Source organism: Pandoraea pulmonicola, from assembly GCF_000815105.2.
GTDB lineage: Bacteria > Pseudomonadota > Gammaproteobacteria > Burkholderiales > Burkholderiaceae > Pandoraea > Pandoraea pulmonicola.
This window is the reverse complement of the sequence record NZ_CP010310.2, coordinates 4,106,123-4,125,814: the sequence shown is the minus strand read 5'-3', so window position 1 is coordinate 4,125,814 and position 19,692 is coordinate 4,106,123. Positions and strand designations below refer to the sequence as shown.

The 19,692-nt window shown below is 65.5% G+C and carries 14 protein-coding genes and 1 tRNA gene; 6 read left to right on the top strand and 9 right to left on the bottom strand.

Going from position 1 to position 19,692, the window contains the following annotated elements; all coding sequences use genetic code 11:
* Positions 1-157: 157 nt before the first annotated feature.
* Both RO07_RS17500 and RO07_RS17495 read right to left on the bottom strand, forming a co-directional pair.
* Positions 158-1,774: an ankyrin repeat domain-containing protein gene (locus RO07_RS17500; protein ID WP_115089083.1), complete on the bottom strand. Its 1,617-nt coding sequence runs from the start codon at positions 1,772-1,774 to the stop codon at positions 158-160.
* A 258-nt stretch (positions 1,775-2,032) separates the two neighbouring features.
* Entirely contained in the window at positions 2,033-3,304 is a 1,272-nt protein-coding gene (locus tag RO07_RS17495; protein ID WP_147284622.1) for an ankyrin repeat domain-containing protein, read from the bottom strand.
* Positions 3,305-3,392: 88 nt separating this feature from the next.
* Here RO07_RS17495 and RO07_RS17490 point away from each other — a divergent pair, with 88 nt between their 5' ends.
* Positions 3,393-4,040, top strand: coding sequence for a DUF1415 domain-containing protein (locus RO07_RS17490; protein WP_052266682.1), 648 nt, complete (start codon positions 3,393-3,395; stop codon positions 4,038-4,040).
* A gap of 217 nt (positions 4,041-4,257) precedes the next feature.
* Here the strand turns inward: RO07_RS17490 and RO07_RS17485 are convergent.
* The 3 genes from RO07_RS17485 to RO07_RS17475 all read right to left on the bottom strand — a co-directional run bounded on the left by RO07_RS17485 (position 4,258) and on the right by RO07_RS17475 (position 6,969).
* Positions 4,258-4,333 (bottom strand) — tRNA-Thr (locus tag RO07_RS17485).
* A gap of 190 nt (positions 4,334-4,523) precedes the next feature.
* Positions 4,524-5,537, bottom strand: coding sequence for a class 1 fructose-bisphosphatase (locus tag RO07_RS17480; protein WP_039404418.1), 1,014 nt, complete (start codon positions 5,535-5,537; stop codon positions 4,524-4,526).
* Between the two features lie 148 nt (positions 5,538-5,685).
* Positions 5,686-6,969, bottom strand: a complete 1,284-nt coding sequence (locus tag RO07_RS17475; protein WP_039404417.1) for an aspartate carbamoyltransferase — start codon at positions 6,967-6,969, stop codon at positions 5,686-5,688.
* A gap of 27 nt (positions 6,970-6,996) precedes the next feature.
* On the opposite strand from RO07_RS17475, the gene RO07_RS17470 reads away from it, so the two are divergent.
* Complete coding sequence (locus tag RO07_RS17470) at positions 6,997-8,010, top strand: LysR family transcriptional regulator (RefSeq protein ID WP_472462561.1); 1,014 nt, start codon at positions 6,997-6,999, stop codon at positions 8,008-8,010.
* 94 nt (positions 8,011-8,104) lie between these two features.
* On the opposite strand, the gene RO07_RS17465 is transcribed toward RO07_RS17470, so the two are convergent.
* Both RO07_RS17465 and RO07_RS17460 read right to left on the bottom strand, forming a co-directional pair.
* Entirely contained in the window at positions 8,105-8,302 is a 198-nt protein-coding gene (locus tag RO07_RS17465) for a hypothetical protein (protein ID WP_039404413.1), read from the bottom strand.
* A gap of 2 nt (positions 8,303-8,304) precedes the next feature.
* On the bottom strand, positions 8,305-8,568 hold the full coding sequence (locus RO07_RS17460) for a hypothetical protein (protein WP_010805871.1): 264 nt from the start codon (positions 8,566-8,568) through the stop codon (positions 8,305-8,307).
* A 433-nt stretch (positions 8,569-9,001) separates the two neighbouring features.
* Here RO07_RS17460 and RO07_RS17455 point away from each other — a divergent pair, with 433 nt between their 5' ends.
* From RO07_RS17455 to RO07_RS17445, 3 genes are all read left to right on the top strand, one after another.
* Positions 9,002-10,969 (top strand): aconitase family protein, encoded by a 1,968-nt coding sequence (locus tag RO07_RS17455; protein WP_039404412.1) that lies wholly within the window; start codon positions 9,002-9,004, stop codon positions 10,967-10,969.
* A gap of 370 nt (positions 10,970-11,339) precedes the next feature.
* Entirely contained in the window at positions 11,340-12,761 is a 1,422-nt protein-coding gene (locus tag RO07_RS17450; protein ID WP_039404410.1) for an MFS transporter, read from the top strand.
* Between the two features lie 46 nt (positions 12,762-12,807).
* The gene (locus tag RO07_RS17445) at positions 12,808-13,401 is read left to right on the top strand and encodes a class I SAM-dependent methyltransferase (RefSeq protein WP_039404408.1); all 594 of its coding nucleotides are present in this window, start codon (positions 12,808-12,810) and stop codon (positions 13,399-13,401) included.
* 52 nt (positions 13,402-13,453) lie between these two features.
* On the opposite strand, the gene RO07_RS17440 is transcribed toward RO07_RS17445, so the two are convergent.
* Entirely contained in the window at positions 13,454-14,377 is a 924-nt protein-coding gene (locus tag RO07_RS17440; protein ID WP_039404406.1) for a LysR family transcriptional regulator, read from the bottom strand.
* Between the two features lie 134 nt (positions 14,378-14,511).
* Between RO07_RS17440 and metE the strand changes: the two genes are divergently transcribed.
* Positions 14,512-16,812: a 5-methyltetrahydropteroyltriglutamate--homocysteine S-methyltransferase gene (gene metE / locus RO07_RS17435; protein ID WP_039404404.1), complete on the top strand. Its 2,301-nt coding sequence runs from the start codon at positions 14,512-14,514 to the stop codon at positions 16,810-16,812.
* A gap of 105 nt (positions 16,813-16,917) precedes the next feature.
* Here metE and pepN read toward each other — a convergent pair whose 3' ends face one another.
* Positions 16,918-19,647 (bottom strand): aminopeptidase N, encoded by a 2,730-nt coding sequence (pepN, locus tag RO07_RS17430; RefSeq protein WP_039404403.1) that lies wholly within the window; start codon positions 19,645-19,647, stop codon positions 16,918-16,920.
* Positions 19,648-19,692 lie beyond the last annotated feature (45 nt).

Genomic DNA, 19,692 nt, shown 5'->3' with positions numbered 1-19,692 from the left:
CTACGGTTAATGGCACATGCATCGCGGCCCGGTGTCATTCGCTCGGACGATCTGCGATGCGCTGGCCGCTTGCCGTCACCCGGGGGCTCACGACGAAATCACCACTTGGGTGCGGCAGCGTCAGCGATGTCATTATAAGATGTAAATGAAATGCATATTATAAATCTGCGGCGGAATGTCGCATCAGATCGAGGTCGAAGTGCGTGTTGACGGGGTAGAGCCGAGACACGGCGCGACCGGCCTGCAGCGCGGTGCCCCGGTAAAAGGCGAGGCTGGCGCGCAGGAAGCGCGTCATGTCGGCGGGCAGTGAGGCGAGGGCGGCGAACCCGGCGGCATTGGGTTGCGTCGGGTCACCGCCGTAGCGAAGTGCCGTGCAGAGCATGTAGTCGGTGAGGAACGACGGCTTGCCGTGACGTCGCGCGGCGGCCAGCAGGTGCAGGAGCGTATTGCCGTCCTGAAGCGGGGTGTTGCTGTTGCGCGAGAGCGCCAGGAGAACTTCGGCTGCGCCGCAGAAACCATGGTGCGTGAGCCAGAGTACCGGCGGCGTGCCGTCCGGATGGCGTTGCGTGAGATCGACGCCGCCCGCGCGCAGCGAGATGGCCAGGGCGAAGAGCGAAGCGTGCGGCAGCAGCGGATCCCAGCCCCGCGAGTACAGCCGCCGTGCTTCCTCCGTCATTGCCGTCGTGACCGGCGACAGGTTCGCATGTCGCAAAGGCGCCTCCCGCGTGATCGTGAACCGTACCATCTCTCTCGTGGCGACGATCATCTTGTGGAGCGCGTCGGCATAGACGCGCAGACTTCCCCGCAGCAACGACAGCGCCGTGCGGCCGTCCCCATTCGGCAAGTTCGGATCGCCTCCGTAGCGAAGCGCGGTCGTGAACATGAAAAACGCGCAGAAGGCGTGCCCCGGCGTGCGCGTGGTGGCGGCCAGGTAATGCATGAGTGTGTTGCCGTTGCGGTCTGGCATGTTGCAGCTCGCCCCCATCGAGAGCAGGACTTCGGCGGCGCCGCACAGGCCGTTGAGGGCAAGCAGCATGGCGGGCGGCGAGCCGCTGTCGCTGCGATGTGTCAGGCTGGCGCCGCGATTTCTGAGCGAAAGTGCGAGCGTGTACAGGCAGTCGTGCGGCACGAGCAGATCGAGATCGTGCCGTTTGGCGCGGAACGCCTGCGCCGCCATGGCGGTCGTGAGTAGGGAGACGCCGCGGTGACTCGTCTGGTTGATGTCGCTGCCGACGGCCAGCAGTGTCGGCAACCATTCCGGCGCGACGCGGCTGCACAGGTGCGAGAGAGGAAGATACATGCTGTCCGGCTGTTCCGAGGCCGGCACGTCGTTGGTCGTATCGCGACCGCACGCGACGAGCACGCGCAGCGCGTTGGCCAGCCGTGCGTTGTCGCTGTTGTCGGCGATGCGATTTGCAGCCCGACCTTCAGTGCGATTGCCGGTGCGGCTGTCGGCGCGACCGCCGGCACGTCCCACGGCGGAGAGGCTCGAATCGACGAACACGTCGCGATAGGCGCTCGGCGACGCCGCGAAGCGCAGCCACAGCAGCAGCCCCTCGTCACTGAAAAGCACGCGCGCATTCTCGGCCGAGATTCGATAGCGCCGGGACGGCGTAATGAAGATGCCGGCGTCTGCCAGTTGATCGAGGGTGCGGCGATGCGCCGGCGTGCACAACAGCGTGGCGAAGGTGCGCGTCATCCCCTCCACGTCTCCCCTGTTCGCGATCCGGCAGCCGTCGCGTAGCTCGCGGCCTGCCACGGTGCTCTCGCTCATCAGGGTTCGCCTGAAAAGCTGTGTCGAGCACAGATCGCTGCGTCGGGCCTGAAGCAGACTGTCGAGCGTCATCTCGGAGAGGATCAGCGCCGGGGTTGGCGTCGTTTGCGTGTCGACATGGGGCGATTCCGAAGGCGCGTGGCGTGTGCAGCCAGAGGAACGTGTTGTTGAGTAGGGCATCGGGAGGTTTGTGGACGGGAGGCGTGAAAGTACCAAGGCTCGCCGCGGACGATGGCGCGCGGCGGGCGGATGTGCGGGTCAGAGCATGACCCTGATGCGCTGCATTGCGGTCTCGCGGACGCTGTCGACGAATTGCCGGCTCATGTGCGGGTCCAGCGAAAGCGGCCGCGGCACGAAAGACCGCGCGGACTGCCCGGCGCTGTTCGTGCGATCCAGATCGCCGCCGTAGCGGGTGGCGACAATCAGAAGGTAATGCGCAAGATGTGCCGTGGCGCGCTTCTCCGCCGTGTCGATCTCGCGGGTGTTGTGCGCGAGATGGTGCATGAGGGTGTGGCCGTTCTGGTCGGGTGTGTTCGGATCTGCCCCGATGGACAGCAGCGCTTCGGCCGCGCCGCAGTGGCCGTGGAACGTCAGGATCGCGACGGGGGGCGCGCCGACGCGGGAGCTCCGCTGCAAGTCGGCGCCGTGCCGCTTGAGAAGACGGCCGAGGTGGCAGAGGGAAGCATGGACCGCCAGCGGATCGCGGCCGGCCAGTCGCAGGCGGATCGCCTCCGCGCGCATTGCCGCGACGACGAGCGGTGTGCCGCGGTTGTTGACCTGGTTGGGGTCGACGCCCAGTGCGAGCAGACGAGGCAGCCATTGCGGGGCGACCTGGCTGGCGAGATGGGAGAGGGGATTGAGTGGCGGGACGGCGTCCGAGAACGGGGCCGCGTCCGAGGCGTCCCGGCCGCACGCCACCAGTATCCTGAGGACGGCGTCGATGCGCGATTGCTCCACCGTCGTCGATTCGCCGTAAACGTCCGAGCTATCGAACACGTTCTGGCTCGCGCCCGGCAATGCGGCGTACTGCAGCCAGAGCGTCAGACCTTCGTCGGTTTGCAGGAACAGGGTGTCTTCGTGGCGCCCGTGCTGACGCCGGGCGGGGGCCACGAAGATGCCGGCGTCGGCCAGACGATCGACCGTCCGCTCCCTTTCGTTTGTGGTCAGCAGCGTGACCATTTCGAGGAACAGTGGCCCGCCAGGGTTGGCGGCGTCGCAGGTGTCCCGCAGTTCGCGCCCCGCGTAGGACTGCGGATTGACGAGAGTGGCCCAGACGTCCGTCGGGTGATATTCGGACGTCTCCCGACCGCAGAGCAGGCGGCTCAACGGCAGCGCGGTGAGCGTGCCGGAGCGTTGCGCATCGGCGAGGCCGTCGTCGGCGGGCGCGTGGGTGGGCGCGTGGGTGGGGACGGTGCTGGTGCTTGAAGGCGAGGATGGAATCGGAGACATGCCGGGCATGGGTGTGAAGTTCGCGCAGGAGTGAAAAGGGGCATGGTTGCCCAGACGCTGGGCCGCGGTTTTGGGATTCACACACCGGGATTCTCGGACCGGGACATGGGGTTGGCGGCGCTCGCCGAATTACAATGCTGGATTGACGATTGATTCCAATGCTCTCTGTATGACGGACAAGACGCCTCCCATCGATGCACAGGACAGCGACGCCGTAATTGCCGCGACACGCCACTGGCTCACGCGCGCGGTGATCGGGCTGAACCTCTGCCCGTTCGCCAAGGCCGTGCACGTGAAGGACCAGATTCGCTACGTGGTGAGCGCCGCAGCCGACATGGAAGGGGTATTGCTCGATCTGGAGCGTGAGTTGCAGACCCTCGCGCACGCGGATCCGCAGGCGCTCGATACGACGCTCCTGATCGTTCCGTCTGCGCTGCTCGACTTCCACGAGTACAACGATGCGCTGTTCTTTGCACAGCGCCTGCTCAAGCAGATGGGTCTCGAGGGCGAGCTACAGATCGCGAGCTTCCATCCGGACTATCAGTTCGAGGGCACGGCGCCGGAAGACGTGGAGAACTACACGAACCGTTCGCCGTATCCGATCCTGCATCTGTTGCGCGAGGCGAGCATCGACCGCGCGGTGGATGCCTTCCCGGAAGCGGAGACGATCTACGCGCGCAACGAGGCGCTCATGCGCAAGATGGGCGTCGCGGGCTATCACGCCTGGATGACGCAGCCGGCTGAGGACGAGGACGGCGCGAACGACAACGACATCCACGCAAAGGGGAAAGAGGGGAAGGGCGCGACGAGGGAGTAGTGTCTGCGGATGTGCCGCACGGAAGACGCATCCCAATGGACAACGAAACGACATGGGGGTATCGACCGGACGCGATGGCGGGATATCCCCAAAAATACCCCCGGCCGATTCGGGATTCGAGGCCGGTGCGTGTGGCTTCGCAGAACAACAAAAAACCCGCAAAGCAAGCGCTTATGCGGGTTTTCAGGACTTCGCGAGATCCAACGAATCAAGTCGCTGGTGCCGGAGAGAGGAATCGAACCCCCGACCTTCTCATTACGAATGAGCTGCTCTACCGACTGAGCTACTCCGGCGCTGCGAAGAAGTGAGATAATAGCAGACTTTCCGTGTTTGTCACCACTTTTTTCAAAGATTTTTCGCTGACGCTGCGCGAGTCACGCGTAAATCCTTGAAATTACGGAATTCCTGCGCTTCGTCGTCGCGAAGAAATTTGGGCGCCGTAGGCCATTCTTGCGACGACGATGCATCGAGCGTTGCGCTGACTTACTTCACGCCCGCTTCGTGGTGATAACCGGTCACGCGCTCGACTTCGTTCTTCGAGCCCAGGAACACGGCCACGCGCTCATGCAGCTTCTGCGGCTGGATGTCGAGAATGCGCTGCACGCCGTTGGTCGCCGCGCCACCCGCCTGCTCCACCAGGAAACTCATCGGGTTCGCTTCGTACATGATGCGCAGCTTGCCCGGCTTGTCAGGGTCGCGCTTGTCGGCCGGATACATGAACACGCCGCCGCGCGTCAGGATGCGATGCACGTCGGCCACCATCGAGGCGATCCAGCGCATGTTGAAGTCCTTGCCGCGCACGCCTTCCTTGCCCTGCAGCAACTCCCTGATATAACGCTGCACCGGCGGATACCAGTGGCGCTCGTTCGACATGTTGATGGCGAACTCCTTGGTGTCCTCCGGAATGCGCATGCCTTCCTGCGTGAGTACCCACGAGCCCATCTCGCGATCGAGCGTGAAGCAGTTCACGCCATGGCCCGTCGTGAGTACCAGCACCGTCTGCGGGCCGTACACGGCGTAGCCGGCGGCGACCTGCTGCGTACCCGGCTGCAGGAAGTCCTTCTCGGTCGGATCGGTCACGCCGTCCGGGCAGCGGAGCACCGAGAAGATCGTACCGATCGACACGTTGACGTCGATGTTCGACGAGCCGTCGAGCGGATCGAACATCAGCAGGTATTCGCCTTGCGGATAGCGGTTGGGGATGTGGAAAACGTCTTCCATTTCTTCGGACGCCATCGCCGCGAGGTGACCACCCCATTCGTTCGCCTCGAGCATGATCTCGTTGGAGATCACATCGAGCTTCTTCTGCACTTCGCCCTGCACGTTCTCGCTGCCCGCGCTGCCCAGCACGCCGCCGAGCGCACCCTTGGACACGGCGTGGCTGATCGACTTGCACGCGCGCGCGACGACTTCGATCAGCAGGCGCAGCTCGGCGGGAATGTTGTTGAACTCCCGCTGCTGTTCGATGAGATATTGGGTAAGGGTCTTGCGCCGCATAGGGGCCTCCGGAAAAGCAAGAAAGCGTTCGTATTTCGATACGGACGCAATTTTACTCGCAAAGATGCGCCGGCCCCGGGAAAAATGCGGGGCGCAGCGCAGTATGAGATGTGAGCGGTGTGGGACTCGGACGCGTCCGAGCGGCCGATCAGTCGAGGCCGTCGAACAGGGCGTCGTCCGGGCCGATGTGCGACGGCGCGCGCCATGCGGCGTCGCGCATGCTGTGCTGGACCTGCTTGTCCACGCCGAGCAGGATCGCGAAGATCGCCATGCGCACCGGAATCCCGTTGTCGGTCTGCCGGAAGATGGCCAGGCGCGGATCGTGATTCAGGTCCGTCGACAGATCGTTCGCGCCCGGACGGCTGTCGCGGGGCAGCGGGTGCATGATGATCGTGCGCGCATCGCAATATTGATTGATCAGCGCTTCGTTGATCTGGAAGTCCGGCGTGTAGCCTTCGATGGCTTCGTCGGCGAAGCGCTCCTTCTGGATGCGCGTGGCGTAGACGACGTCCGCCCCGGTCAGGTCCGCGAGCGAATGGCTCTGCACGACCACATGACCGTGCTGCGAGATCTGGTCGAGGATGTACGTCGGCATTTCCAGCGACGGCGGAGAGATCAGCGTGAACTTCAGGCCGCGATACAGGGCGAGCAGCTTGATGAGCGAATGCACCGTGCGGCCGTAGCGCAGATCGCCGACCATCGCCACGTGCGCGCCGTCGACGAGCTTGCCCAGACGCGAGAACTCGCGGCCGATGGTGTACAGATCGAGAATGGCCTGGCTCGGGTGCTCGCCCGGTCCGTCGCCCCCGTTGATGACGGGAATGTTGGTGGCGCGTGCGAACTCGGCGACCGAGCCCTTTTCCGGGTGACGCACGACGAGCGCATCGACGTAGCCGCTCATCACGCGGCTCGTATCGTAGATCGATTCGCCCTTGGCCATCGACGAGAACGTGAAGCCGGTCGTGTCGCACACCGACCCGCCGAGACGGCAGAAGGCGGCGCCGAAGCTCACGCGGGTGCGGGTGCTGGCTTCGAAGAACAGGTTGCCGAGCACGGCGCCTTCGAGCACGCGCGAGATCTTCTGACGGCGCGCGATCGGCTGCATGATGTCGGCCACATGGAACAGTTCTTCGAGCGAGTCGCGCGTGAACTGGTCGACGGAAATCAGATGCGGCTTGCCGTCGAGACCCATGCGTTCGCGCAGCGGTTTGTGTGCGCTTTGCGTAGATTCTGCGGACGGGGCTTCGCGGCCGAGAATTTCCCCCACGAATTTCTCCACGATGCTCGGCATCGTGCGATATTCGCTGGAGTCCTCGGGCAGCAGCCAGGTGTCGAGGGCGCGCCGGCGAACGCCGATGCGCTCGGCGAAGCTGTCGCGGGTCATGTTCAGGCGGCGCATCGCGTCGCGCAGGAAAGTCTGCTGTGCACTCATGGTCGGGTCGGCAGGGCTGTGTACGCGATGCGTATAATAGGCGTCGATTCGTCGTTTGTCCAGCAAAAGACGTGCCCCTCGCGGGGCCGCGCCAGCCGGGCGTTTCCGGCATTTCCGGCGTATTGCCGTACGGGTATGGAAAACCTTCTCCGCAAGCTCGATCTCACCTCTTTGCGCCTTTTCGTGGCGGTCTGCCAGGAGCGGAGCATGGCGCGTGCCGCCGAGCGCGAATTCATCGCGCCGTCGGCCATCAGCCGGCGCATTGCCGACATCGAGGCGATCGTCGGGCTGCCGCTCATCCAGCGACACCAGCGCGGCATCACCGTCACGCCGGTGGGCGAGACGGTGCGCCGTTACGCCGAACGCATTCTCGGCACCATCGAATCGCTGGGCGCCGAACTCTCCCAGTTCCATGAAGGCGCGCGCGGCAGCGTGCGCATTGCGGCGAACCTGTCGGCCATCGTTCAGTTTCTTCCGGAGGATCTCGCCGCTTTCGGCCGGGTGTTCTCCGAGGTCGACGTCGAACTCGACGAGCAGCACAGCAACGAGGTCCTGGCGCGTGTGGGCGAGCGCGCGGTGGATGTGGGCATCTGCAATGCGGTGGAGGGGATCGAAGCCTTCACGATGGTGCCTTACCGACGAGACCGCCTCGCGGTCATTTTGCCGGTGGGGCATCCGCTCGCCGCGCGCACGGGAGAAATTCCGTTCTCCGCTTGTGTCGGCGAGACGCTGGTGGGCCTGCAGGGCAACAGCGCGCTCACGCAATTGCTACGTCAGCAGGCGAGTGTCGCCGGGGCATCGCTGCGCATCAAGATTCGCGTGTCCAGCCTCGACGCGTTGTGCCGCATGGTGCATGCGGGGTTGGGCATTGCCATCGCCCCGGAGCAGGTCGGCCAGCTCTATGTCGGCAAGCTCGACGTCGTTGTGCGGCCGCTTACCGACGAATGGGCGCATCGCCAGCTTTGGCTCGTATTCCTGGAACAGGACCGCCTGAACGCAGCCGCCGCAACGCTGTTGAATTTTCTCGCGCAGAAGGCGTGAGTCGGCGCGACCACCGTTTGACTGCCCGCCGCTCCGGATCGGCCAGTGACACAGACCGATCCGGAGCGGCGGGGTTTGCCGTTGATGTGCAGACTCAGGTGCGTGGCACCAGCGAACCGATGCGCGAGGCGAACGCCTGCGGATCGGCGATGTGCACCACATCATCAGGGACGTCGATCACGTGCGCGCGCTGGTCCGGGCCGGCGGCAATGCCTGCCACCTGACCGCGTACGCCGCCGTCGCCTCGTTGCACGGCGACAAGCTCCCCTTGTTTGTTGACGATGACGATCATTTTCATACCACCCCCCCGCCTTGCAGGTTATGCCAGGCGCCGCCCGGCCCAAGGTTCGTAATGGTCACGTAGTACGTGGTGTGACCGTTGTTGTCCTTTTCCTTGCGCTGGTTGTCAGCGCGATGGACACCCCCGCTATTCGGCGTCTTGACGTCGGCGCTCGCAAATTGCGTGCCGAAGTCTTCGCCGCCGCTCCGGACATACCACCAGTACGCCGACTGGTTCGGGTTCAGGAATGTCAGCGGCCCTACGTTATTGAATGCCATGGCTCGACTCCTACGGAAAGAACGCGCGGTGGCTGCCGGTGAGCAGTCCGCGCGCCGAAGTTGACATGCCTCCGCACGCCACGCCAACCGGTGCCCCCGTGGTGGTAAAGGGTCTGCGTAGCGCACGTGCGTCGTCGGCGTCCCGTTGCCCTCGTCGACGGCGCGTATGCAATCTAGTTGCCCAGGGGCATGTCGAGGCGCGCCGGATGCAGGCGGCCCCGCGCCGTGCGCATTCCCGCCATTTGTAACTGCTATTTTTCGGAATTTTCCCAATAAACGCAGGATGCGTTGGGCTGGACGATGCGGGCGATGCGACCGGGGTGTCTCGACGGGTGCTTTCCGGGCATCGCAATCCGTCACGGCCACCTTGCCCAGACGGCACGATGGCACCCCATGTCCGGGACTATCCTTCTTCGCAAGGAGACTCACAGGCATGGAAGACACCATTCGTTTCGACGGCCGCACGCTGTTTCTGTCGGAGGATCCGGCCATCGTGCGTCGACAACTGGCGGGCGAATCGATCGCGCGCGCCGAGGCGGGCGCCTTGCGCGATAACGTCTCGACCGACGAGATCACGCCGGTCACGGTCATGCTCACGTATGACGAGCGGCTCGGCCGCTATCCCTATGTCGGTTTCAAGGCGGGAAGCGAGATGCCCATCGGCGAGCACGACGTGCGTCGCGGCGGGTTCCTGGTGACGGTGGCGGGTAAGCGCTACGGCAAGGGCTCGTCGCGCGAGTCGAGTCCTCTCGCGGAGCTCTCGGCGGGCATCCGGCTGATCGTGGCCGAGAGCTTCGAGCGCATCTATCAGCAGAACTGCGACAACATCGGCATTCTGACGACGACCGACTTCGGCGTGCTCGACCGCATTCAGGCCGGCGAAGCCATCCCGATCACCGAATTCCTCAAGGGGCGCGACGCCCTCACGCAGCAGATCATCCGCAGCGGCGGCCTGCTGGCGTACAGCAAGTTCGCGGAGTGGCCCGCCCCGCAGCCGGTCCCGGCCGGTGCCAACTCCCCGCCGCGCACCCTCGTCGAGAAGATCATGGCGCGCCGGCTGCACCCCTCGACACCGGGTATGGCCCATGGCGACGGCGTTTTCGTCCGCGTGGACTGGCGGTTCTCGCACGACTATTTCACGGGCATGTGCGCCCATCTGATGCACCGCGCATTCGGCGAGCCCGCCGCGCTGCACGACCCGTCTCGCATCATCGCGTTTCAGGACCACCTCGTGCTGGCGGCCCAGAGCCATCCGCACGTCTCGCAGGGCTTGCTCCCCGGCGTGGCGAACCTGACCGACGGCCACCGCAATTTCGTCGCGCGTTACCCGGTGCTCTCGCATGGCGAGTTGGGCGGCAGCGGCCCGGCGGGCGCCGATGGCATCTGCCACGCGCTGATGGCCGAGCGCTACGCATTGCCGGGTGAAATCGTGATCGGCACCGATTCGCACACGCCTCACGCGGGGGCGCTGGGTTGCCTGGCGTTCGGCGCCGGCGCGACCGACATCGCAAACAGCTGGGTGACGGGGTACGTCCGTTGCAAGGTGCCGCAGACGTTGCGCATCGAGATCGACGGCGAACTTGCCCCGGGCGTGACCGCCAAGGATGTCGTGCTGCACCTGTTGCGGCTCGATGCCATTCGCCGCGGCGACGCGATCGGACTCGTCTTCGAATATGCGGGCAGCGCGGTGCGGAGGATGTCCGTCGACGAGCGCGCCACGCTCACCAACATGGTGGCCGAGCTAGGCGGCTTCACGGGGATCGTCGCTCCGGACGAGAAGACCGTGGCGTTCCTCAAGGCGCGTCGCGGCGTCGACTTCGAGCTCGAACCGTGGATGACGAGCGACGCCGACGCGGTCTATCGCGACGTGATTCGCATCGATGCCGGGGCGCTCACGCCCATGCTCGCGCGCCCGGGCGATCCGGGCAACGGCCTGGCGCTCGCGGAGCTGGCGGCACCGGTGCCGATCGACATCGCCTACGGCGGCTCGTGCACGGCGGGCAAGCGCGACGATTTCGACGCATATCACGACGTCCTCGCCTGGGGTGTGGAGAACGGCTTGCGCGTCGCGCCGGGACGCTCGCTGTTCCTGCAGTTCGGCACGATGGACGTGCGCGCCTATTGCGAAGCACAGGGCTATCTCGAGACGTTCGCGGCCGCCGGCGCGACGCTCGTCATGCCCGGCTGCGGCGCGTGTGCGAACTGCGGGCCGGGGCAGTCCACCTCCGCCGATCAGGTCACGATCAGCGCCATCAACCGGAATTTTCCGGGGCGCTCGGGGCCGGGCAGCGTGTGGCTCGCCAGCCCGTACACCGTGGCCGCGAGCGCGTTGGCAGGACGCATCGTCGGTTTCGAGCAATTGAAAGCGGGCGCCGGGGCGATTGCCGCACAGGCGTCGTGACGTCGAACGACGCCGACGGCGATGAAGAGGGGCGATGCCGGTGATCCCGGTGGTTTCGGCAAACGATGCGAATGCCGTGTGGCCATGCCTCTGCAAAAGTCCGTGCTGCAACTTCCGTCGGCGGCGCGAGGGATGTGCCGTCGTTCATGAACATCGAAGATTTTCGTAGTACGTGGCAAAGGTGACGGACACGGCGTCATTCGTGGCACAATGCCGGCCTCGCGCCCGTCGATCCATGGTGTAGCACCGACGCCCGGCCACTGGTGGCAAATGCCTGCCGGTGTTGCAGGCGATGCGTCGGCACAATGAGCCGTTCGGCCATGACCGGACGGGCCCGGAGACGATTTCCATGCCATCCCCCGAAGTTCCCATGCCTTCCATGCCTCGCGCCGCCGCGCAAGCCTCCGTTGCGACAACCCGGCTCACCGCCGGCGACATTTCCGCCCGTCTCGACCGACTGCCGCCCACCCGCACCGTCTGGAAGCTGGTGGTATTGCTCAGTCTCGGTTTCTTCTTCGAACTCTACGATCTGCTCTACACTGGCTACGTGGCGCCGGGACTCGTCAAGAGCGGCATCCTCACGCCGACCACGCCCGGCCTGTTCGGCACGTCGGGCGTGGCCAGTTTCATCGCCGCGCTGTTCTCGGGGCTGTTCATCGGCACTATCGCGTGCGGTTTTCTGGCCGACCGCTTCGGGCGCCGCGCCGTCTTCACCGGCTCGTTGCTGTGGTACACCGTCGCGAACGTCATCATGGCGTTCCAGGAGACGGCCACAGGCGTGAACTTCTGGCGCTTCGTCGTGGGGCTGGGCATCGGCGTGGAGCTGGTCACGATCGGCACCTACATTGCCGAGCTCGTGCCCAAGCAGATCCGCGGGCGCGCGTTCGCCTGCGAGCAGACGGTGGGCTTCACCGCCGTGCCGGTCGTGGCGTTCCTGGCGTACTGGCTCGTGCCGCGCGAGTTTCTCGGCCTGGAGGGATGGCGCTGGGTCGTGCTCATTGGTGCGCACGGCGCCGTGTTCGTGTGGTGGATTCGTCGCGCCTTGCCGGAGAGCCCGCGCTGGCTCGCGCAGAAGGGGCGTCTCGCCGAGGCCGAGCAAGTTCTCTCGAACCTGGAGGCGAAGGTCGAGCGCGAATACGGTTGGCCGTTGCCGCCGCCGGGCGTACCCGAGCCTGTCGTGCCCAAGAGCGCGTTTCGCGACATGTGGGTGCCGCCGTACCGCAAGCGCGCCATCATGATGATCCTGTTCAATATCTTCCAGACGGTCGGCTTCTACGGCTTCGCCAACTGGGTGCCGACGCTGCTCATCAAGCAGGGCGTCACGGTGACGACGAGTCTGGCGTATTCGAGCGTGATCGCGCTGGCCGCGCCGGTCGGCCCGCTCATCGGCCTGTGGATGGCCGACCGGGTCGAGCGCAAGCATGCGATCGTGTGGACGGCCGGCATCGGCATCGTTTGCGGGCTGGTGTTCTCGCAGGTCACGTCGTCGTTCCTGCTGATCGCGATGGGCATCGGGCTCACGCTCGCGAACAACATCATGTCGTACAGCTATCACGCGTATCAGACGGAGCTTTTCCCCACGGGCATCCGTGCACGGGCCGTCGGCTTCGTGTATTCGTGGAGCCGTTTCTCGGCGATCTTCACGGCGTTCCTGATCGCCGCGGTGTTGCGCAATTTCGGCGTGACCGGCGTGTTCGTGTTCATCTCGTGCGCCATGCTGGTCGTCATGCTATCCATCGGACTGATGGGGCCGCGCACGCGCGACATCGCGCTGGAGAAGATTTCGCAATAAGTCCTGTTTCCCCACCCGTTGTCGCAATCCTCCGGAGACCCCGATCATGGCGGACCTGCAAACCGAAGCGGCCTACGAGGCCAACGCCGTACGTTACAGCGAGGACTGGCTCGAGCAGCCTTCACCCGACGATATGTATGCGTTGCTCATGCGGTACTTCGTGCCCGGGGGACGCACCGTCGACGTCGGTTGTGGCAACGGGCGCGACGCCGCATGGCTGGCCCGCGAGGGTTTCGACGTGGTGGGTTACGACAATTCGCCCGCACTCGTCGCGCTCGCGCGGAAAACCTTCCCCTGGGTGGCGTTCCACGTTGGCAAGCTGCCGCTGCTGGACAACGTCACGGAGCGGTTCGACAACGTGGTGTGCGAGACGGTGCTCATGCACTTGCCGGCGAGCGAAGTGCCGCAGGCGGTCGATCGGCTGTGGACGCTCGTGCGCCCCGGCGGGGTGCTCTATCTGTCGTGGCGCGTGACCGAGGGCGCCGATATGCGTCACAAGGACGGACGCCTGTACAGCGCCTTCGCGCCGGACGTGGTGCGCGCCGCCCTTCACGACGGCGTGGTGCTCCACGAAGAGGACGTGACGAGCGCCAGCTCGGGCAAGCGCGTCTGTCGCCTGATCGTGCGCCGGCCGGCCTGAACGGCATGTCGCGGGGCGGCTCGGCGTCGTCCCGTGTCGACATCCTTATTCCTTACAGCAATTCGATCTCCGGCAGCGAGAGCAGGCTGGTTTCACGCATGAGCGAGACGAACTCGCCGATGTACGGCCGCGTCGTGATCGCCGGCAGCGTGGCCGCCCAGAGTTCCGCCGTCAGCCCCTGCGGCGTGATGGGGCGAGCACTCACGTAGCGCCTTTCCAGATAGCCGGTCACCGCCCACAGCGGCAGGGCGGCCAGTCCGCGCCGGCTCGCGACGAGTTGCAGGATGGCGACTGTCAGCTCCGTGGTGCGGCGCGTGGGCTCGATGCCCGCCGGGCGCAGCACCTGCCGCACGATGTCGAGCATGTCGTCGGGAACGGGGTAGGTGATGAGCGTCTCGTCGCGAAAATCCTCGGCGTCCAGATGCGGCTTGGAGGCGAACGGATGATCGTTCGCCATGAGCGCCATCATCTGGAAGCGGAACAGCGGGTGGAAATCGACCGCCTCGCCTTCCTCGTGCTCGGAGATGATCGCCAGATCGGCGCGGTCCTGATGCAGCAGCCCGATCGGATCGGCGTGAAAGCCCGAAACGATGTCGAGCTCGACTTCGGGCCAGCGCATCCGAAACGCATCCATGGCAGGCATCAACCAGTCGAAGCACGTGTGGCACTCCACAGCGATGCGCAGCGTGCCCTGCGTGCCTTGCGCAAGCCGTGTGAGGTCGCGCCCCGCTTCGTCCACGGCCGGCACCACTTCCTCGGCCAGCGCCAGCAGCCGCTTGCCCGCGGGCGTGAAGACCAGCGGCGACGACTTGCGCACGAACAGCGGCAATCCGTAGAAGTCCTCCAGCGCCTTGATCTGATGCGAGAGCGCCGATTGCGTGAGGTGCAGCCACAACGCCGCGCGCGACACACTTCCGGTGTCGCGCAGCGCGAGCAGCGTCTGAAGGTGACGCAGTTCGATGGGAGTTCTTTGCATGAATTAAATTAATGATAAAAAGCAAAAACTTTCGTTTGAATAATACATGGGGCGCCGGGATACTGCCAGCCTGGGCGGACATTGCCGCCGACATTCACTTTGCAACATTGCAAGCTCCTGGAAGGAGACCGCTCATGGCTCAGGCCCACGTACTCGGATTGCCGCGCATTGGTGCGCAGCGTGAACTCAAATTCGCCATCGAGGCGTTCTGGCGCGGTGAAACGGATGTCGCGACGCTGCAGGCGACGGGGCGCGACATCCGCTCAGCCAACCGACGTGCGCAGCGCGAGGCGGGGCTCGACTGGATCACGGTGGGCGACTTCCATTGGTACGACCAGGTGCTCTCCACGCTGGCGCTGGTGGGCGGACTGCCCGAGCGTTTCGGTGCGGCGTCGGCGGCCCTGACGCTCGCCGACTATTTCGTCGCCGCCCGCGGCAATGCGCAACACAGCGCGATGGAAATGACGAAGTGGTTCGATACGAACTACCACTACCTCGTGCCGGAGTACACGCCGCAAACGCGCTTCGGCGCGGGAACGCCATGGCTTTTCGACGAAGTCGACGAGGCGCTGCGCGAGGGCGGCAACGTCAAGGCGGTATTGCTCGGCCCGCTCTCGCTGCTGTTCCTGGGCAAGGAGAAGGGCGGTCTGGTTGACCGTCTTTCGCTGCTGCCCGAACTCCTCGCGCAGTACGAACGCGTGCTCGCGCGTCTGAAGGTGCAAGGCGTGACGTGGGTGCAGATCGACGAACCGATCCTCGCGCTCGATCTGCCCGATCTCTGGCGTGATGCCTTCGCCCCCGCGTACGCGCGCCTGGCGGCTGCGGCGCCGGCGCTTTTGCTGGCCACGTACTTCGGCGACGTGAGCGAACACGCGGCCATGCTCGCCGCGCTGCCGGTAGCGGGCGTGCATATCGACGCCGTGCGTGCGCCCGCGCAGATCGAAACGTTCGCGGCGCAATGGCTGCGGGACAAGGTGCTGTCGGTCGGCGTGGTCGATGGCCGGAACGTCTGGCGCTGCGATCTCGCGGGGGCGCGCGCGCAGCTCGCGCCGCTTGCCGAGACACTCGGCGAGCGCTTGTGGGTCGCGTCGAGCTGCTCGCTGATGCACTGCCCGGTCGATCTGGCGAGCGAGGTGCGGCTCGACAGGGAAGTGCGTACCTGGCTCGCTTTCGCCGTGCAGAAGCTGGACGAAGTCGCCCTGTTGCGCCGCTCGCTCGATGCCGCGGAGTTCGCCAGTGCCGAGGTGCGCGCCGCGTTCGTGGCGGACGCCGCCGCACAGGCCGCGCGTCGCACGTCGCCGCGCATCCATAACCGTGTGGTGCAAAAGCGTCTGGCGGCGCTGACCGACGCCGACACACGTCGCGCTTCGCCCCATCCGGTGCGCGCGAATGCGCGGCGTGCCTGGCTCAAGCTGCCGTTACTGCCCACGACGACCATCGGCTCGTTTCCCCAGACGCCTGCGATTCGCGCGGCCCGCGCCGACTTCAAGCGCTGCGCCATGTCGCATCTGGATTATCTGGAGACGATGCGCGCGCAGATCCGTCTGGCCATCGAAAAGCAGGAAGCCTATGGCCTCGATGTGCTCGTGCACGGCGAGGCCGAGCGCAACGACATGGTCGAGTACTTCGGCGATCTGCTGTGGGGATTCGTGATCACCGAGCACGGTTGGGTGCAGAGCTACGGATCGCGCTGCGTGAAGCCTCCGGTGATCTATGGCGATGTGTATCTGCCGGAACCGATGACGGTGACGTGGAGCGCCTACGCCCAGCAACTGACCGACAAGCCGGTCAAGGGCATGCTGACGGGGCCGGTCACGATGCTGCAATGGTCGTTCGTGCGCGACGATCAGCCGCGCGAGGTCACCGCGCTACAGATCGCGCTCGCCTTGCGTGAGGAAGTGGCGGCGCTGGAGGCCGCCGGTGTGCGCGTGATCCAGATCGACGAGCCGGCGCTGCGCGAAGGGCTGCCGCTGCGCGAGAAGGATCGGCAGGCGTATCTCGACTGGGCGGTGCGCGCATTTCGCGTGTGTTCGTCGGGCGTCGCCGACGATACGCAGATCCACACGCATATGTGTTATTCGGAGTTTCACGACATTCTGCCGTCGATCGCGGCGCTCGACGCCGATGTGATCTCCATCGAGACGACGCGCTCCGACATGGAGTTGCTGGGCGCATTCGAGGCGTTCGAATATCCGAACGAGATCGGGCCGGGCGTGTACGACATTCATTCGCCGCGCGTGCCGTCGCAGGCCGAGATGGAGCGTCTCATCGAGGCGGCGCTCGCGCGCATTCCGGCGGCGCGTCTGTGGATCAATCCGGACTGCGGCCTGAAAACGCGCGACTGGGCGCAGGTCGACGATGCGCTCGCCAACATGGTCGCCGCCGCTCGCGCGGTGCGCCTGCGTCTGACGACCACGCCGGCGCAGGCGGCGTGATTACGTAATACGTAAGGGACGGGAGAAGACGTCACGCGGCCATGGCGTTGCGTGGCCGCGTGAGTCAAGGGGCGCGCGAGGTACGCGTGGTGTACGTGAAGGCGCTCAGGCGAGCGCCTTCTCGACGATCTCGCGCACGTCCTTCGACAGCGACGTGTGGCGCGAGACCTCGCCCAGTGCTTCGCGCATGTGCTCGCGCAGTGCCGGCGTGTACTTGCGCCAGCGATCGAGCACGCGGGCCAGACGTGCGGCCACTTGCGGGTTCAGGGCGTCGAGCGCGAGCACTTGTTCTGCCCAGAAGCGATAACCCGAGCCATCGGTCGCATGGAACTGGGCCGGGTTGCCGCTGCAGAAGCTGAAGATCAGCGAGCGCGCGCGGTTCGGGTTCTTGAGCGTGAAGGCCGGGTGACGCATGAGAGCGCGCACGGCGTCGATCACGCAATGGCTGCCGTCGCCGCGCTGCATGGCCTGCAATGCGAACCACTTGTCGATGACGAGCGGTTCGTGCTCGAAACGCTGGTAGTAGTCCTCGAGCGCTTCGGCGGCATGATTCGGGCCGTGGGCGGCCTCGCCTTCGCGTGCCGCACCGCCGCGCTGCACGAGGGCGGCGAGCGCGGCGAAACGATCGGTCATGTTGTCGGCCGTGTCGTATTGCGTGCGCGCGGTCTGCGCGACGCCCGCGTCCGAGAGCTCCATCAGGTATGAGAGTGCGAGATTCTTCAGCGCACGCTCGCCGGCCGAAGCGGCATCCGGGCGATACGGCCCCGGCACGCGATGATTGTGATACGCCGCAAGCCATTCGGTGTGAAGCGACGCCGCCAGACGCTGACGCAGGTACTGACGCGCCGCATGGATGGCTGCCGGATCGATCTCCGTCATCTGTTCGCCGAGATACGACTCGGCGGGCAGCGTGAGCGCCTGGGCGCGGAACGCCGGGTCGAGCGACTCGTCGCGCAGTACCTGGCGGAAGGCTTCGAGCACGTAGCTGTCGACGCTCGGCAACTGTCCCAACTGAATCGATTCGACAAGCGCGAGCAACTGACGCGTGGCCAGGCGTTGACCCGCTTCCCAGCGGTTGAACGGATCGCTGTCGTGCGCCATCAGGAACGCGAGCTCGTCGATGGTGTATTCGTGCTCGACGATGACCGGCGCCGAGAAGCCGCGCAGCAACGACGGCATCGGGTTGTGCGGCACGTCCACGAACGTGAAGCTCTGACGCTCCTGCGTGAAGTCGAGCACACGTGTGGTCGCTGCCGGCATATCGTTCACCCCGTTCGCCCCGCCCGCCTCGCCGGCCAGGCGCAGCACGATGTCGCGGCCGTCGCGATCGAGCAGGCCGACGGCGAACGGGATATGGAACGGCTGCTTGACCAGCGTTTCGTCCTGCAACTCCACACCGACCTTCGGGCAGCGCTGCGTGAGCGTGAGGGTATAGGTGCGGGCGTCCTCGTCATAAGCCGTCTCGACCGTCACGCGAGGCGTGCCGGCCTGGCTGTACCAGCGGCCGAACTGCGTGAGGTCGCGCTGGTTGGCGTCGGCCATCGCGGCGCGGAAGTCGTCGCACGTCACGGCCTGACCGTCGTGACGCTCGAAGTACAGGTCCATGCCGCGCCGGAAGCCGTCGCGGCCGAGCAGCGTCTGGTACATGCGCACGACTTCGGCGCCTTTCTCGTAGACGGTGACCGTATAGAAGTTGTTGATTTCGACGTAGCTCTCCGGGCGAACCGGGTGAGCCATCGGGCCTGCGTCCTCGGGAAACTGCGCCTGACGCAGCACGCGCACGTCGTCGATGCGCTTGACCGCCCGGCCCGACTCGGAGCCCATCATGTCGGCCGAGAATTCCTGATCGCGGAAGACGGTCAGGCCTTCCTTTAGGCTCAACTGGAACCAGTCGCGGCACGTCACGCGGTTGCCGGTCCAGTTGTGGAAGTACTCGTGGCCCACGACGGCCTCGATGTTGCCGAAGTCGTCGTCGGTCGCGGTGGCGGCATCGGCCAGCACGTACTTCGTGTTGAAGATGTTCAAGCCCTTGTTTTCCATCGCGCCCATGTTGAAGTCGCTCACGGCGACGATCATGAAGCGATCGAGGTCCAGCACCCGGCCGAAGCGCTCCTCGTCCCAACGGATCGAGTTGACGAGCGAGTGCATGGCGTGCTCGGTCTTGTCCAGATCCTGCGGCTGCACCCAGACCTGAAGCAGCTTCTCGCGGCCATCCCCGGCGACGATGCGCTCCTCGCGGCAGACCAGCCGGCCGGCCACCAGCGCAAACAGGTAGCTGGGCTTCTTGAACGGGTCGTCCCATACGGCGAAGTGACGCCCGTCGGGCAGATCGCCCTTGTCGATCAGGTTGCCGTTGGCCAGCAGCACCGGATAGGCTTCGCGATCGGCGCGCAACGTGACGGTGTAGGTGGCCATCACGTCCGGGCGATCGAGGAAATAGGTGATCTTGCGAAAGCCCTCGGCTTCGCACTGGGTGAAGAAGTTGCCGCCCGAGACGTACAGCCCCATGAGCGACGTGTTTTCCTGCGGACGGCAGCGCGTGACGAGCGTGAGCTCGAACGCCTCGGGTGGCGCTTCGACGCTCAGCGTCTCCTCTCCCGTGCGGTAACCGGCCCACGGTTTGCCATCGAGCTCGAGGCTCACCAGTTGCAGCCCCTGCCCCGCGAGTTCGAGGTCGCCGCCGCCGCCCGCCGGATTGCGGCGCACGCGCAGGCGGCTGGTCACGGTGGTGACATCGGGGGCGAGGTCGAAGTCGAGTTGGACGGTGTCGATCAGGTACGCCGGGGGCGTATAGTCGGAGCGCTGAATTACGCCTGCGAGGTCGGTTCTGAGCATGGACGGGGTTTTGCTGACGGCCAAGGATTCACAAATTGTAACGGA

Coding starts and splice junctions, on each gene's coding strand:
- RO07_RS17460 (WP_010805871.1), bottom strand. CDS start 8,568: ATGGCATTCAATAACGTAGGGCCGCTGACATTCCTGAACCCGAACCAG.
- RO07_RS17440 (WP_039404406.1), bottom strand. CDS start 14,377: ATGCAAAGAACTCCCATCGAACTGCGTCACCTTCAGACGCTGCTCGCG.
- RO07_RS17465 (WP_039404413.1), bottom strand. CDS start 8,302: ATGATCGTCATCGTCAACAAACAAGGGGAGCTTGTCGCCGTGCAACGA.
- RO07_RS17490 (WP_052266682.1), top strand. CDS start 3,393: ATGACGGACAAGACGCCTCCCATCGATGCACAGGACAGCGACGCCGTA.
- RO07_RS17480 (WP_039404418.1), bottom strand. CDS start 5,537: ATGCGGCGCAAGACCCTTACCCAATATCTCATCGAACAGCAGCGGGAG.
- pepN (WP_039404403.1), bottom strand. CDS start 19,647: ATGCTCAGAACCGACCTCGCAGGCGTAATTCAGCGCTCCGACTATACG.
- RO07_RS17450 (WP_039404410.1), top strand. CDS start 11,340: ATGCCTTCCATGCCTCGCGCCGCCGCGCAAGCCTCCGTTGCGACAACC.
- RO07_RS17455 (WP_039404412.1), top strand. CDS start 9,002: ATGGAAGACACCATTCGTTTCGACGGCCGCACGCTGTTTCTGTCGGAG.
- RO07_RS17475 (WP_039404417.1), bottom strand. CDS start 6,969: ATGAGTGCACAGCAGACTTTCCTGCGCGACGCGATGCGCCGCCTGAAC.
- RO07_RS17500 (WP_115089083.1), bottom strand. CDS start 1,774: ATGAGCGAGAGCACCGTGGCAGGCCGCGAGCTACGCGACGGCTGCCGG.
- RO07_RS17470 (WP_472462561.1), top strand. CDS start 6,997: ATGCGTATAATAGGCGTCGATTCGTCGTTTGTCCAGCAAAAGACGTGC.
- RO07_RS17445 (WP_039404408.1), top strand. CDS start 12,808: ATGGCGGACCTGCAAACCGAAGCGGCCTACGAGGCCAACGCCGTACGT.
- metE (WP_039404404.1), top strand. CDS start 14,512: ATGGCTCAGGCCCACGTACTCGGATTGCCGCGCATTGGTGCGCAGCGT.